Raw genomic sequence first — 14,644 nt, 5'->3', positions numbered from 1 at the left:
ACCTGAAGTGGCTGCCCCGGGCCGGGTGTCCTTCCCTGCGCGAAGCCCCCGTTCCGCCTACTCTTCCCCGCATGGCTGCGGCTCAGGGACATTTTTCCGATCATTCCAACGGCGCTGAGGACACGGACAGCGCGGAGGGGAATGCCGTCCCGCGCGCGTTCCGGCTGGCGATCGAGGCGCTCCGGGCAGCGCGGTTGCGCCCGGAGATCGAGGTGGACCCGACGCGCCCGCCGCAGCGGCTCGCCCCGCATGCGTACGCCCTTGAGGCGGCGGTCGTCGATGGTGATGAGGATCTGGCGGACGGGCGTCTGGTCCTGCTGCACGATCCCGCCGGTCATGAGGCCTGGCACGGCACCTTCCGGCTGGTGACGCTGGTGCGCGCGGAACTGGAGCCTGAGATGGCGGCCGACCCGCTGCTGCCCGAGGTCTGCTGGTCGTGGCTGACGGGCGCGCTGGAGGCGCGCGGTCTTTCGTACGGGGAGCCGAGCGGCACGGTCACCCGCGCGGGGTCTCACTATTTCGGTGGACTCGCCGAGCGCCGCCCGGCGACGCAGATCGAGATCCGGGCATCATGGACGCCGCTCGAGGGCAGGGGAGGGGTTCCCGACTCGGCCGCGCACCTCGCGGCCTGGTGCGATCTGCTCTGTCAGATCGCGGGGCTGCCGCCGTTGTCGGCCGGTCCCGCGGACACGGGGACGGGTGTGGTCTCGCTTCCGCAGCGGCGGGGTCCGCAGCGTCCGTGACCGGGGACCCGGTGCGGCAACGGGGAGACTGAGCCGGGGGACGCTGTCGACGCGGGGGCGTCGATGCGGGGGGACGCCGTCGACCGCGGTCGCCTGATCGCGGCAACCTCGGCCGCCGCGCGCACGCGGGCGCGCACGCCCGTCGGAGCGCCTCGCGCGCCTCCGCCAGACAGCTCGTTCGTAGGATGATCGATCACGCGTCCTAATTGCCCCAATTGTTACTAACCAAATCGTGATCATTCTCTAAAGGCGGGCGGGTTGGCTGCCGAAGAGGTCTGTGACCCTAACTGCACGGTTCGCCCCCGGCTTTCCCCGAGCCGGCTCCGTCCCGCACCTTCCCCCCAGGAGGCCTGGTGTCCGTTCTTCTCGAGCAGCCCGCAAGCCTGGTCGCCTACCGCCCGAACAAGCCGACGGCCATGGTCGTCGTGGCCGACCCGCGCGTCCGCTCCACCGTCACCCGCCACCTGTGGGCACTCGGAGTACGTGACGTCATCGAGGCTTCGTCCATCGCGGAGGCCCGTCCCCGCGTCGGCAACCCGCGCGACATCTGCGTTGCCGACGTCCACCTGCCCGACGGTTCCGGGCTGACCCTGCTGTCCGAGACCCGAGCCGCGGGGTGGCCCAACGGCCTCGCCCTCTCCGCGGCCGACGACATCGGCGCCGTACGCAACGCACTCGCGGGCGGCGTCAAAGGCTATGTCGTCACCGGTACACGTACGAACATCGGCCACCCGACCCGTCCCGGCGCCGCCCCCATCGGCGCCGCGGCCGGCCGGATGCACCGCCGCCCCCCGGGTGCCCCGAGCCACCCGGGCGGCTACCGCGAGCTCTCCGGCCGTGAGGTCGAGGTGCTCCGTCTGGTCGCGGAGGGCCAGTCCAACAAGGCGATCGGCGTCTCCATGGGCCTGTCCGCGCTGACCGTCAAGAGCCACCTCGCCCGTATCGCACGCAAGCTCGGCACGGGCGACCGCGCCGGGATGGTGGCCGTCGCCCTGCGCACCGGCATCATCCACTGACCGCTCCCCTGCTCATTGCCGCCCGTCGACGGAACGTTCCGTCGACGGGCGCCGTCCGTTCACGGATACCCTTGACACGTGACCGACGCCCAAGAGACCGCAGCAGAGACCGCACTGCGAACCACCGGGGGCGCTCCCCCGGACGACGTCGAACCGGCGCCGATCCCTTTGTTGGAGCCCCGTGAAGGCATTCCGCCGGTGGTCGCCGACGACGACGCGCTGGCCGAAGTGATCGCCGCGTTCGCCGCCGGCAGCGGCCCCGTCGCCGTGGACGCCGAGCGCGCCTCCGGTTATCGCTACGGGCAGCGCGCCTATCTCGTACAGCTGCGCCGCGAGGGCGCGGGCAGCGCGCTCATCGATCCGGTCGGCTGCCCCGACCTGTCCGGGCTCGGCGAGGCCCTCGCCGGTACGGAGTGGATCCTGCACGCGGCCACCCAGGACCTGCCGTGCCTGCGCGAAATAGGCATGGTCCCCACCCGGCTCTTCGACACCGAGCTGGCCGGGCGGCTCGCGGGCTTTCCGCGGGTGGGGCTCGGCGCGATGGTCGAGTCCGTCCTCGGGTACGCCCTGGAGAAGGGCCACTCGGCGGTCGACTGGTCGACCCGTCCGCTTCCCGAGCCGTGGCTGCGCTATGCCGCGCTCGACGTTGAGCTGCTGATCGATCTGCGCGACGCGCTGGAGAAGGAACTGGACCGGCAGGGCAAGCTGGAGTGGGCCCGCCAGGAGTTCGAGGCGATCGCCTCGGCCCCGCCGCCTCCCCCGCGCAAGGACCCCTGGCGTCGTACGTCCGGGATGCACAAGGTGCGCCGCCGCCGTCAGATGGCGGTCGTACGCGAGCTGTGGACGGCCCGCGACAAGGTGGCGCAGCGGCGCGACGTGTCGCCGGGCAAGGTGCTGAGCGACGCCGCGATCGTCGAGGCGGCACTTGCGGTGCCGGAGAACGTGCACGCGCTGACCGCGCTGCCGGGATTCGGCCACCGGATGGGGCGGCGTCAGCTGGAGCAGTGGCAGGCGGCCGTCGACCGGGCCAGGGCACTGGCCGACGCCGAACTCCCGCAGCCCGGCCAGCCGCTCAACGGCCCCCCGCCGCCGCGTTCCTGGGCCGACAAGGACCCGGCGGCCGCGGCCCGCCTCTCGGCGGCGCGCGCGGCGGTGTCCGCGCTCGCCGAGGAGCTGGGCATGCCGCAGGAGAACCTGATCACGCCGGACACGGTGCGCCGGGTCTGCTGGGAGCCGCCGTTCGAGCCGACGATGGAGGCGGTGTCGGAGGCGCTGGCCGGGTATGGCGCACGCGCGTGGCAGATCGAACTGGTGGCACCGTTGCTGACGGACGCGCTGACGGCGACGCCGGCGTAAGGGAGGTGTGGCCGGACGCCTGCGGCGGGCTGGACAGAGCCCGCCGCAGCCAGGGGACAGAGCCCCAGGACGTGTGACGTTCACCGCTCCCGTTCCCAGGGGTGTGCAGGTTGGTTACCCGCAAGTAGCATGAACGGAGGAAGCGCGCGCTTAGCCGCGCGCCCGCAGCAGTGCCACCCCGCACCCTGGAGGAGAGCCATCGTGCCTCGTACCGTCAGGGACGTCGTCTTCGTCGACGGCGTCCGCACCCCGTTCGGCAAGGCGGGCCCGAAGGGCATTTACCACGAGACCCGTGCCGACGATCTCGTCGTGAAGGCGATCCGGGAGCTGCTGCGGCGCAACCCGGACCTCGACCCCCAGCAGATCGACGAGGTCGCCATCGCCGCGACCACGCAGATCGGTGACCAGGGTCTGACCATCGGCCGGACCGCGGGCATCCTCGCGGGTCTGCCGCAGTCGGTGCCGGGCTACTCCATCGACCGTATGTGTGCCGGCGCCCTGACCGCCGTGACCGCGGTGGCGGGCAGCGTGGCCTTCGGCGCGTACGACGTCGCCATCGCCGGTGGCGTCGAGCACATGGGCCGCCACCCCATGGGCGAGGGCGTCGACCCGAACCCCCGCTTCGTGTCGGAGAAGCTCGTCGACGAGTCCGCCCTCTTCATGGGCATGACCGCGGAGAACCTGCACGACCGCTACCCGCACATCACCAAGCAGCGCGCCGACGAGTATGCCGTGCGCTCGCAGGAGAAGGCCGCCAAGGCGTACGCCAACGGCAAGATCCAGCAGGACCTGGTGCCGATCTCCGTACGCCGGACCAACCCCGAGGCCGGCGAGACCGGCTGGGGCCTGGTCACCGCCGACGAGCCGATGCGCCCGGGCACGACCCTGGAGAGCCTGGCCGGTCTGAAGACGCCGTTCCGTGTGCACGGCCGCGTCACCGCCGGTAACGCCGCCGGTCTCAACGACGGTGCCACCGCGTCGATCATCGCCTCCGAGGACTTCGCGCGCGAGAACAACCTGCCGGTCAAGATGCGCCTGGTCTCGTACGCCTTCGCGGGCGTCGAGCCCGAGGTGATGGGCTACGGCCCGATCCCCGCGACCGAGAAGGCCCTCGCCAAGGCGGGCCTGTCGATCGAGGACATCAACCTCTTCGAGGTCAACGAGGCGTTCGCCGTCCAGGTCCTGGCGTTCCTGGACCACTACGGCATCGCGGACGACGACGCGCGCGTCAACCAGTACGGCGGCGCCATCGCGTTCGGCCACCCCCTCGCCTCCTCCGGTGTACGTCTGATGACGCAGCTGGCGCGGCAGTTCGAGGAGCAGCCGGAGGTCCGCTACGGCCTCACCACCATGTGCGTCGGCTTCGGCATGGGCGCGACGGTCATCTGGGAGAACCCGCACTTCGACGGAGGCAACAAGTGAGCGAGCGCAGCGAGCGAACAATGGGAAGGTGCAGCACGTGCGAATGCTCGACCGAGCGAAGCGAGGGAGCGGCATGAGCACCGCTGAACTCCTGAAGGGCGCGGCCGAGCTGTTCCCGGACGAGGTCGTCACGCAGGCGCACGTACGCCACCTCGACCTCCCCGCGGGCGCGGGCACGTTCGCGCTCATCACACTGGACAACGGCCTGGACCACACCAAGCCGACCACCTTCGGCCCCCAGTCGCTGGCGAACCTGAACGCCGCCATCGACCAGGTCGAGAAGGAAGCGTCCGAGGGCACGATCGTCGGCGTCGGCATCACCGGCAAGCCGTTCATCTTCGCCGTCGGCGCCGACCTCAAGGGCGTCGAGCTGCTCAAGCGGCGCGAGGACGCACTCGCCATCGGCAAGGGCGGCCACGACGTCTTCAAGCGACTGTCCGCCCTCGCGGTCCCCACGTTCGCGTACTACAACGGCGCGGCGATGGGCGGCGGTGTCGAGGTCGGTCTGCACTGCTCGTACCGCACCGTCTCGAAGGCGATCCCGGCCTTCTCGCTGCCCGAGGTCTTCCTCGGCCTCGTCCCCGGCTGGGGCGGCTGCGCGATCCTGCCGAACCTGATCGGCGCGGACCGCGCGGTCTCGGTGATCATCGAGAACTCGCTCAACCAGAACAGGCAGCTGAAGGGTGCGCAGGTCTTCGAGCTCGGCATCGCCGACGCGATCTTCGAGGGCGCGGACTTCCTGGAGCAGTCGCTGATCTGGACGGCGTCCCTCCTCAAGGGCGAGATCGCGGTCGAGCGTCCGGCCGTCGACCGTGGCGAGGCCTGGGACCAGGCCGTCGCGCGCGGCCGCTTCATCGCCGACTCCAAGGTGCACGGGGCGGCCCCGGCCGCCTACCGTGCGCTGGACATCATCGCCGCCGCGAAGAACGGCGACCTGCAGGCGGGCTTCGACGCCGAGGACGCGGCCCTCGCGGACCTGATCATGGGCGGCGAGCTGCGCAGCGGCATCTACGCCTTCAACCTGGTGCAGAAGCGCGGCAAGCGCCCGGCCGGTGCGCCGGACAAGTCGCTCGCCCGCCCGGTCACCAAGGTCGGCGTCGTCGGCGCTGGTCTGATGGCCTCGCAGCTGGCGCTGCTCTTCCTGCGCCGCCTCGAGGTGCCGGTCGTGCTGACCGACATCGACCAGGAGCGCGTCGACAAGGGTGTGGGCTACGTCCACGCCGAGATCGAGAAGCTGCTCGGCAAGGGCCGGATCAACCAGGACAAGGCCAACCGCCTCAAGGCCCTGGTCTCCGGTGTGCTGGACAAGGCCGAGGGCTTCTCCGACGCCGACTTCATCATCGAGGCCGTCTTCGAGGAGATCGGCGTCAAGCAGCAGGTGTTCGCGGAGGTCGAGGCGGTCGCCCCGGCGCACGCGATCCTCGCCACCAACACCTCCTCGCTGTCGATCACCGAGATGGCGTCGAAGCTGAACCACCCGGAGCGCGTGGTCGGCTTCCACTTCTTCAACCCGGTCGCGGTCCTCCCGCTGCTGGAGATCGTCCGCGGTGAGAAGACGGACGACGCGTCGCTCGCCACCGCCTTCGGTGTCGCGAAGAAGCTGAAGAAGACCGCCGTACTGGTCAAGGACGCCCCGGCCTTCGTGGTCAACCGCGTCCTGACCCGCTTCATGGGCGAGATCCAGAACGTCATCGACGAGGGCACCCCCGTCGAGGTCGCCGAGAAGGCCGTCGAGCCGCTGGGTCTGCCGATGTCGCCGCTGGTTCTGCTGGAGCTGGTGGGTCCGGCGATCGGACTGCACGTCTCCGAGACCCTCAACCGGGCCTTCCCGGACCGTTTCACGGTCTCCGAGAACCTGGCCGCGGTCGTCAAGGCGGGCAAGCGCGGCTTCTACGTCTACGACTCCGGCAAGCCGGAGCTGGACCCGGAGGTCGCCGCCCTCCTCAAGCAGGGCGATGTCGTCCTGACCGAGGAGGAGACCCGCGAGCGCGTGCTCAACGCGGTGGCGCAGGAGATCGGTCTGATGCTGGAGGAGGGTGTCGTGGCCGAGCCCCAGGACATCGACCTCTGCCTGATCACGGGTGCCGGCTGGCCCTTCCACCTGGGCGGCATCACGCCGTACCTCGACCGTGAGGGTGTCTCCCAGCGGGTGAACGGCAAGCCGTTCCTGGCGCCGGGCGTCGCGAGCGTCCCGGCGTAACGCGTCAAGCAGCGGGCGGCCCCGGCACCGATATCGGTGCCGGGGCCGCCTGCTGTGTGCTCAGTACCTGGTCCGGCTCAGTGCCCTGGTCGGCTCAGTGCTCGGTCCACGCCTCCATGGCCAGACCCGGCTCGTTCGTCTTCTGCCGGGTGATCCGCAGACTGCCGTCAGGGGCGAACGCGGCCAGCACCACGCGCCCGTCGGCATCGACGGCGAGCGCCGGAGCGCCCACGCACGCCTCACCTGTGCCGGTCCAGACCGCGCCCGCGGACTCGGTCTCGGTCGGGTAGGCGGCCAGGGCGGGCCGCCCGTCGGCGTCCCGGTGGGCCATGAGCGTGCAGTCGTGACCGTCCACGGAGGCCCGAAGCAGCGCGACCGGCCCTGACCCCGTGCCACCGCCCAGTGGCTCGGGCACATTGTCCTGGCGCCAGGCGTGCACCTCGGCGGACTTGTCGTCGCGCCAGAAGAAAGTGAGCCGGCCCTCGCCGGTCGGTACGGCGGACACCGAGCCGTCCTGGACCTGCGCGGGGATGTCGGCGTCCCTGGTGAACAGGGGCTTGTCGCCGTCCTGCACCCAGCGCATGATGCCGTCGCGGGCGGGCGCGAGGATCTCGGCGCGGCCCCCGGCGGCCGCGCCGGCGGCAAGTCGGCCGTGGGCTCCGCTGCCCTTGAGGTCGGCCCAGGGATTCCACGAGCCGGTGGAGGTCTGGCTGCGCCCGCACACCCCGCCGCCGGCGTTGCGTACGAAGACATGGACATTGCCCACGCCGTCCACGACCGCCGCCGGACGGCCTATCTGCCCGGCGAGCCCCAGGTCATTCGGATAGGGGGTGCCCAGCGGATGCCACTCCTTGACCGGACGGCCCGACTGGTACTGGATCGCGTGGACGACGTCCGTACGGACCTGGCCACCGCCGGCCGGGGTCTGCAGCACACCGAAGAGGTGCACATAGCCGTCCGCGCCCTGGGCGAGCGAGAGGTACGGCAGCAGGCCGTCAGCCGTGGCGACCAGCTCGGGTCCCGACCACTGGGCACCGGCCGGCCCGGTCTCGGTCCAGCGCAGCACACCGCCCCGGGTGGGTGCGTACGCCGTGAGCCGGCCGTCCTTGCCGAGCAGCAGCCAGCCGGTGGCTGTCGGACTGCCGTCCTCCGCGGCGCTGACGGGGACATGGTTCCGCGGTGGGATGGAAACCTCGCGAGTCCGGCCCGCCTCTCGCCTGGATCTTCGCGCAGGCCCCAACGCCATGGCTCACCGGCCACCTTTCCTGATGAGAACCGCACTGAGCGGCCGAGTACAACGCTCCATGAAGTCCTGCGACAATAACACCCAGCCGGGCAGGGAATTTTTGGGGATTTCTGATGCGAACACTGGTGATCGTCGATGCGGCGAATGTGATCGGTTCGGTCCCCGACGGGTGGTGGCGCGACCGCCGCGGGGCCGCCGAGCGGCTGCGGGACCGGCTGGCCGGAATCGAGGCTTCCGGGATCCCCGGGCACCCCGCTCCCGTCGAGATCGTCCTTGTCACGGAGGGGGCCGCCCGAGGCCTCGAGAGTGTGCCGGGCGTACGGGTCGAGTCCGCGCCGGGCAGCGGCGACGAGCGGATCGTGGAGCTCGTGGCAGCCCGCGAGCCGGGCCGGCCGTGTGTGGTGGTCACCGCCGACAGGGAGCTGAGACGGCGGGCGGAGGCGTACGGCGCCGAGTGCGTGGGGCCGCGGAGCGTGCCGGCGTCCTCCGCGGCGCCGCGGGACGAACGGACCTAGAGAGAGCTGTCCCCACGTCGGCCGGTCGCGCGGCAGGGCGCAGTCTCCGGCCCCGTACACCTCGTCGCAGAGAGACGCACGGGGCCGGGCGGAACGGTCCAGAAGCCGGACGCCCCCTCAGTACGTGGCCCCGGGGCCCACTTTGCCGAGACGGCTGTTCTTGCGGCCGTACAGGAAGTACACCAGGAAGCCCAGCACCATCCAGACGGCGAACCGGAACCATGTCTCGGCCGGCAGATTGAGCATCAGCCACACCGAGGCGGCCACCGAGAGGATCGGCACAAGCGGCACCCACGGGGTGCGGAAGGCACGGTGCAGATCGGGCCGGGTGCGGCGCAGGACCAGCACGCCGAGGGCGACGACGACAAAGGCGAAGAGCGTGCCGATGTTCACCAGCGTCGCGAGCTCGTTGATGCTGGTGAAGCCCGCGATGATGGCGATGATCACGCCGAGCAGGATGGTCGGCCGGTACGGCGTGCGGAAGCGTGGGTGCGTGACGGAGAAGAACCGGGGCAGCAGCCCGTCCCGGCTCATCGCGAAGAACACCCGCGTCTGGCCGAGCAGCAGGATCATGCAGACCGTGGTGAGTCCGACGGCGGCGCCGAAGCTGATGATGCCGGCGTAGAAGGGGTGCCCGACGGCCTTGAAGGCATCGGCGAGCGGGGCACTCACGGACAGCTTGCTGTAGTGCTCCATGCCGGTGACGACGATCGAGACCGCGACGTACAGCACGGTGCAGATGAGGAGTGAGCCGAGGATGCCGCGCGGCATGTCCCGCTGCGGGAGCCTGGTCTCCTCGGCGGCGGTGGCCACCACGTCGAAGCCGATGAAGGCGAAGAACACGACGGAGGCGGCGGTGAAGATACCCATGACGCCGAAGTTGGTGGGCTCGTAGCCGAACATCAGCTGGACCAGCGGGGCGTCCCAGCCCGAACCGGAAGGCTGTGGCTGGGCCTTGGGGATGAAGGGCGAGTAGTTGTCGGCGTTGATGAAGAAGAGACCCGCGATGATCACGATCATGACCACGGTGAGCTTGATCGCGACCACGACCGCCGTGACCCGGGCGGACAGCTTCATACCGAGCACCAGGATGACCGTGAGGACGATGACCAGCGCGAAGGCCAGGATGTCGAAGCCGAAGCCGGTCGCCACATCGGGCCCGGAGAGGGCTTCGGGCATGTGCCAGTCGACGTTGTCCATCAGCGAGCGGACATAGCCGGACCAGCCGACTGCCACCACGGCCGTGCCGAGGGCGAACTCCAGGACCAGGTCCCAGCCGATGATCCAGGCGACCAGTTCGCCGAGCGAGGCGTACGAGAAGGTGTACGCCGATCCGGCCACCGGGACGGTGGAGGCGAACTCCGCGTAGCAGAGCGCCGCGAGGCCGCAGGCGATGCCCGCGGCGACAAAGGCGAGGGAAGTGGCGGGACCTGCCGTCTCCTTGGCCACCTTGCCCGTGAGGACGAAGATTCCGGTGCCGATGATGACCCCGACCCCGAAGACCGTCAGGTCCAGCGCGGAGAGGGATTTCTTGAGCGCGTGCTCCGGTTCCTCGGTATCGCGGATCGACTGCTCGACCGTCTTGGTCCGGAAAAGGCCGTCTCCGGCTGGTCCCGTGTCCTGCTGCGTACTCACCGGCGTACCTCCACGCACTCGTCGTGAACGCCATGATTGAGAAACTGACGGTCCGACAGGGCGCCGTACGGGTGGATTTCACGCGAATGGGCCGGTCGGACCACCCATACAGGGTGGTGTGCTGCCCGTGGGGAGACAACCCCCGGGACTCCCGAACCGGCCCATCGGACGCCAGGGGTCAGTCGCGCGCGGGCTCCACGGCCTCGTTCTCGTACCGCCCGTCCAGCTTGGAGACCAGGCCGGTGACCTGCCGGGCGATGTCCGGGGCGGTGAGGCCGATCTCCGCCATGACCTCCGTGCGGGAGGCGTGGTCGAGGAAGCGCGGCGGGATGCCGAAATCGCGCAGCGGTACGTCGACGCCGGCGTCGCGCAGGGCCTGGGAGATCGCGGAACCGACGCCGCCGACACGGCTGTTGTCCTCGACGGTGACCACGACGCGGTGCTGCTCGGCGAGTGGCGCGAGCGCCTCGTCGACCGGCTTGACCCAGCGCGGGTCGACGACGGTGGTCGAGATGCCCTGGGCATCGAGCAGGTCGGCGATCTCCAGGCACATCGGGGCGAGCGCGCCGACGGAGACGAGCAGGACGTCGGGCCGGTCGGTGTCCGCGTTGCGCAGGACATCCATGCCGCCGACCCTGCCCAGGGCCGTCACGGCCGGTCCGACCGCGCCCTTGGAGAAGCGCACCACGGTGGGTGCGTCGTCCACCTCGACAGCCTCGCGCAGCTGGGAGCGGACCTGGTCGGCATCGCGCGGGGCGGCGATCCGCAGCCCGGGGACGACCTGCAGGATCGACATGTCCCACATGCCGTTGTGCGAGGCGCCGTCGGTGCCGGTGACGCCCGCGCGGTCCAGTACGAAGGTGACGCCGCACTGGTGCAGGGCCACATCCATCAGCACCTGGTCGAAGGCGCGGTTGAGGAAGGTGGCGTACACGGCGAAGACGGGGTGCAGTCCGCCGGTGGCGAGGCCGGCGGCGGAGACCGCGCCGTGCTGCTCGGCGATGCCGACGTCGTAGACGCGGTCCGGGAAGGCCTTGGCGAACCTGTCGAGACCGACCGGCTGCAGCATCGCGGCGGTGATCGCGACGATGTCCTTGCGCTCCTTGCCGAGCTCGACCATCTCCTCCCCGAAGACCGAGGTCCAGTCGAGGCCGGAGCTGGCGATCGGCAGGCCGGTGTCGGGGTGGATCTTGCCGACGGCGTGGAAGCGGTCCGCCTCGTCCTGGAGGGCGGGCTGGTAGCCACGGCCCTTCTCGGTGAGGCAGTGGACGATGACGGGGCCGCCGAAGCGCTTGGCACGGGCCAGGGCGGACTCCAGGGCCTCGATGTCGTGGCCGTCGATGGGGCCCACGTACTTCAGGCCGAGGTCCTCGAACATGCCCTGCGGGGCGATGAAGTCCTTCAGACCCTTCTTGGCGCCGTGCAGCGTCTCGTACAGCGGCTTCCCGACGACGGGGGTGCGCTCCAGGATGTCCTTGCCGCGGGCCAGGAAACGCTCGTAGCCGTCCGTGGTACGCAGCGTGGCGAGGTGGTTGGCGAGGCCGCCGATCGTCGGGGCGTACGAGCGCTCGTTGTCATTGACGACGATCACCAGCGGGCGGTCCTTGGCGGCCGCGATGTTGTTCAGCGCCTCCCAGGCCATGCCGCCGGTGAGCGCACCGTCGCCGATGACGGCGACGACGTGGTCGTCCTTCTTCAGCACCTCGTTGGCCTTGGCGAGGCCGTCGGCCCAGCCGAGGACGGTGGACGCATGGGAGTTCTCGATGATGTCGTGCTCGGACTCGGCACGTGCGGGGTAGCCGGAGAGGCCGCCCTTCATCTTGAGCCTGGAGAAGTCCTGGCGGCCGGTGAGCAGCTTGTGGACGTAGCTCTGGTGCCCGGTGTCGAAAAGAACCTTGTCCTTCGGCGAGTCGAAGACACGGTGCAGGGCGATGGTCAGCTCGACCACACCGAGGTTGGGACCGAGGTGGCCGCCGGTCTTGGAGACCGCGTCGACGAGGAAGGTCCGGATCTCGGCTGCCAGCCGTTCCAGCTGCTCCGGGCCGAGCCGGTCCAGATCGCGCGGTCCCGTGATGCGGGTCAGCAACGCCACCCGTGCCTCCTTGCAGTTGTGCGGTCCAGCTTGCCGGTTTGCCGAGTCTAATGTTCCGCCTGCTACGCCGGTCGGCGGGCGGTGCGATCTACATCACGATCACGCCATCGGGTGAAACACAGAGGTGCCCGACACCGCGAACGGTGCCGGGCACTCCTGCGGGGCCGCGGTCAGGCGCGGCCCGCGGTCTTCTGGGTCTTGCGGGTGATGGAGTCGATCACCACGGTCGCCAGCAGCACGCCACCGGTGATCATGTACTGGATCGGCGTGGCAATGCCCTCCAGCGCGAGCCCGTACTGGATCGAGACGATCACCATGACACCGAGCAGCGCGTTCCAGGTCCGGCCGCGTCCGCCGAAGAGGCTGGTACCGCCGATGACGGCCGCCGCGATGACGTTCATCAGCAGGTCGCCGGCGCCGGCGCTCTGGTTGGCCGCCGCGATCTTCGAGGCCCAGAACAGACCGCCGATGGCGGCGAAGGTGCCCGCGATCGCGAAGACCGAGATACGGACGGCCGTGACGTTGATACCCGCACGCCGGGAGGCCTCGACGCTGCCACCGAGCGCGAAGATCATGCGGCCGTACGTGGTGCGGCGGAGCACGAAGTCCGTGAGGACCAGCACCGCCAGGAACAGGACGAGCGCCAGCGGCAGGCCCTTGTACTGGTTGAACATGGCCGCCGCGGCGAACGCGATCACGGCGAGCACCACCGTGCGGAAGACGGTGTCGATCAGCGGCCGGGACGGGATGCCGGCCTGCGCACGGCGACGGTTGTCGAAATAGGACGACAGGAAGAAGACCGCGACCGCGACCGCGGCAAGGCCGTAGGCGGCCGCCACGTCCATGAAGTAGTACGTGGTCAGCTTGCCGACCACGCCGTCGCCGTCCAGGTTGATGGTGCCGTTCTCGCCGAGCAGCTGAAGCATGAAGCCCAGCCAGAAGAGCAGACCGGCCAGGGTGACGGCGAACGCGGGTGCGCCGATCTTGGCGAAGAAGAAGCCGTGGAGCGCGCCGATGGCCGCGCCGCTCACGATCGCGACGACCACCGCGAGCCACTCGTTCATCCCGTGGGTGACGCTCAGCACCGCGACGATCGCGCCGGAGACACCGCTGACCGAGCCGACCGACAGGTCGATCTCGCCGAGCAGCAGCACGAAGATGATGCCGACGGCCATCATGCCGGTGGCGACCATCGTCACGGCGATGTTGCTGAGGTTCTGCGCCGAGAGGAAGTTGGAGTTCAGGCTCTGGAAGATGATGCAGATGATGACCAGGCCGATGACCACGGGGATCGAGCCCAGGTCACCGGCGTGCAGCTTGCGCCTGAACTCCGAGACGTAGCCCTTCAGGCCCTGCTCGCGAACGAGCAGCCGGGGGTCGACCGCCGTGACCGCGTCGTGCGCGGCCTCCGGGTTCACGACGGGCGCGTCGGTGGGGGTGGAGGTCTTTTCGGTGTTCACTTCTGAACCTCCGTGGTGCGCGCCGCACGACGGGTCACGGCGTTGTCCGTGGCGCCGGTGATGGCGGAGATGATCTCTTCCTGCGAGGTGGACTTGACGTCGAAGACACCGTTGTTGCGGCCGAGGCGCAGCACGGCGACCTTGTCCGCGACGGCCTTGACGTCCGCCATGTTGTGGCTGATCAGAATCACGGCGTGGCCACGCTCGCGCAGCCGCTCGACGAGGTCGAGGACCTGGGCGGTCTGCTCGACGCCGAGGGCGGCGGTGGGCTCGTCGAGGATGACGAGCTTGGGCTCACCGAGCATGGAACGCGCGATGGCCACGGTCTGACGCTGACCGCCGGAGAGCGAGGCGATCGGAATGCGGACGCTGGGGATGCGGATCGACAGCGTGTTGAGGAGCTCCCGGGCGCGGCGCTCCATCTCCACCTCGTTGAGGATGCCGCGCTTGCGGATCTCCCGGCCGAGGTAGAGGTTGCCGACGACGTCGATGTTGTCGCAGAGCGCGAGGTCCTGGTAGACGGTCGCGATACCCAGGTTCTGGGCGTCGTGCGGCCTGTTGATCTGGACGGCGTCTCCGTCCCACTCGATGACGCCCTCATCGATGGGATGCACGCCGGCGATCGTCTTGACCAGCGTGGACTTTCCGGCGCCGTTGTCGCCCACCAGGGCGACCACTTCACCGGAGTGGACCTCAAGCTCTACGTCGGTGAGCGCCTGAACGGCACCGAATCGCTTGGAGACCCCGCGCAACGCCAGCACGGGCGTAGCGAACACGTGAACCATCTCCTTCGCCGCCTGACCGGCGGGGATCCCGCGCCGGGGGAACGGGCGCGGAGGCTGAGCAGAAGCGAACAGTTGTGGAGAAGCGTTTCTGTCCGGCGTCCCGCCTCGATAGCGGGGGCTGGAAGGGGGCGGGACGCCGGACAGGCTTCCAGGGTGCTTAAGTCCCGTGCGACC

11 protein-coding genes are annotated in these 14,644 nt (G+C 70.0%); 6 read left to right on the top strand and 5 right to left on the bottom strand.

The features are described 5' to 3' along the window. The first annotated feature begins 71 nt into the window (after positions 1 to 71). The 5 genes from ACQEVG_RS29550 to ACQEVG_RS29530 all read left to right on the top strand — a co-directional run bounded on the left by ACQEVG_RS29550 (position 72) and on the right by ACQEVG_RS29530 (position 6,737). Positions 72 to 743, top strand: coding sequence for a DUF3000 domain-containing protein (locus ACQEVG_RS29550; protein ID WP_432989363.1), 672 nt, complete (start codon positions 72 to 74; stop codon positions 741 to 743). A 353-nt stretch (positions 744 to 1,096) separates the two neighbouring features. Next, on the top strand, positions 1,097 to 1,759 hold the full coding sequence (locus ACQEVG_RS29545; RefSeq protein WP_108153209.1) for a helix-turn-helix transcriptional regulator: 663 nt from the start codon (positions 1,097 to 1,099) through the stop codon (positions 1,757 to 1,759). Between the two features lie 78 nt (positions 1,760 to 1,837). Next, positions 1,838 to 3,115, top strand: coding sequence for an HRDC domain-containing protein (locus tag ACQEVG_RS29540; RefSeq protein WP_432989360.1), 1,278 nt, complete (start codon positions 1,838 to 1,840; stop codon positions 3,113 to 3,115). A gap of 201 nt (positions 3,116 to 3,316) precedes the next feature. Then, a complete protein-coding gene (locus tag ACQEVG_RS29535; protein ID WP_432989358.1) occupies positions 3,317 to 4,537 on the top strand; it encodes a thiolase family protein in 1,221 nt (406 codons plus the stop codon). A 73-nt stretch (positions 4,538 to 4,610) separates the two neighbouring features. Further along, on the top strand, positions 4,611 to 6,737 hold the full coding sequence (locus ACQEVG_RS29530) for a 3-hydroxyacyl-CoA dehydrogenase NAD-binding domain-containing protein (protein WP_432989356.1): 2,127 nt from the start codon (positions 4,611 to 4,613) through the stop codon (positions 6,735 to 6,737). Between the two features lie 94 nt (positions 6,738 to 6,831). Here the strand turns inward: ACQEVG_RS29530 and ACQEVG_RS29525 are convergent, their stop codons facing one another. Next, complete coding sequence (locus ACQEVG_RS29525) at positions 6,832 to 7,983, bottom strand: hypothetical protein (RefSeq protein WP_432989354.1); 1,152 nt, start codon at positions 7,981 to 7,983, stop codon at positions 6,832 to 6,834. A gap of 113 nt (positions 7,984 to 8,096) precedes the next feature. Here ACQEVG_RS29525 and ACQEVG_RS29520 point away from each other — a divergent pair, with 113 nt between their 5' ends. Continuing rightward, complete coding sequence (locus ACQEVG_RS29520; protein WP_432989352.1) at positions 8,097 to 8,498, top strand: NTP pyrophosphohydrolase; 402 nt, start codon at positions 8,097 to 8,099, stop codon at positions 8,496 to 8,498. Between the two features lie 117 nt (positions 8,499 to 8,615). On the opposite strand, the gene ACQEVG_RS29515 is transcribed toward ACQEVG_RS29520, so the two are convergent. The 4 genes from ACQEVG_RS29515 to ACQEVG_RS29500 form a co-directional block, all read right to left on the bottom strand. Further along, the gene (locus ACQEVG_RS29515) at positions 8,616 to 10,133 is read right to left on the bottom strand and encodes an amino acid permease (protein WP_432989350.1); all 1,518 of its coding nucleotides are present in this window, start codon (positions 10,131 to 10,133) and stop codon (positions 8,616 to 8,618) included. A gap of 178 nt (positions 10,134 to 10,311) precedes the next feature. Then, positions 10,312 to 12,225 (bottom strand): 1-deoxy-D-xylulose-5-phosphate synthase, encoded by a 1,914-nt coding sequence (gene dxs / locus ACQEVG_RS29510; RefSeq protein ID WP_432989348.1) that lies wholly within the window; start codon positions 12,223 to 12,225, stop codon positions 10,312 to 10,314. 170 nt (positions 12,226 to 12,395) lie between these two features. After that, on the bottom strand, positions 12,396 to 13,685 hold the full coding sequence (locus tag ACQEVG_RS29505) for a sugar ABC transporter permease (protein ID WP_432989346.1): 1,290 nt from the start codon (positions 13,683 to 13,685) through the stop codon (positions 12,396 to 12,398). After that, complete coding sequence (locus ACQEVG_RS29500) at positions 13,682 to 14,470, bottom strand: ATP-binding cassette domain-containing protein (protein WP_432989344.1); 789 nt, start codon at positions 14,468 to 14,470, stop codon at positions 13,682 to 13,684. The genes ACQEVG_RS29505 and ACQEVG_RS29500 overlap by 4 nt, the downstream gene beginning before the upstream one ends. Positions 14,471 to 14,644 lie beyond the last annotated feature (174 nt).

The sequence above is a fragment of the Streptomyces sp. CA-135486 genome (assembly GCF_050936555.1).
In the GTDB taxonomy this organism is placed as follows: domain Bacteria; phylum Actinomycetota; class Actinomycetes; order Streptomycetales; family Streptomycetaceae; genus Streptomyces.
Note: the sequence above shows the minus strand (reverse complement) of the source record. Positions and strands in the feature narration are given on the sequence as shown.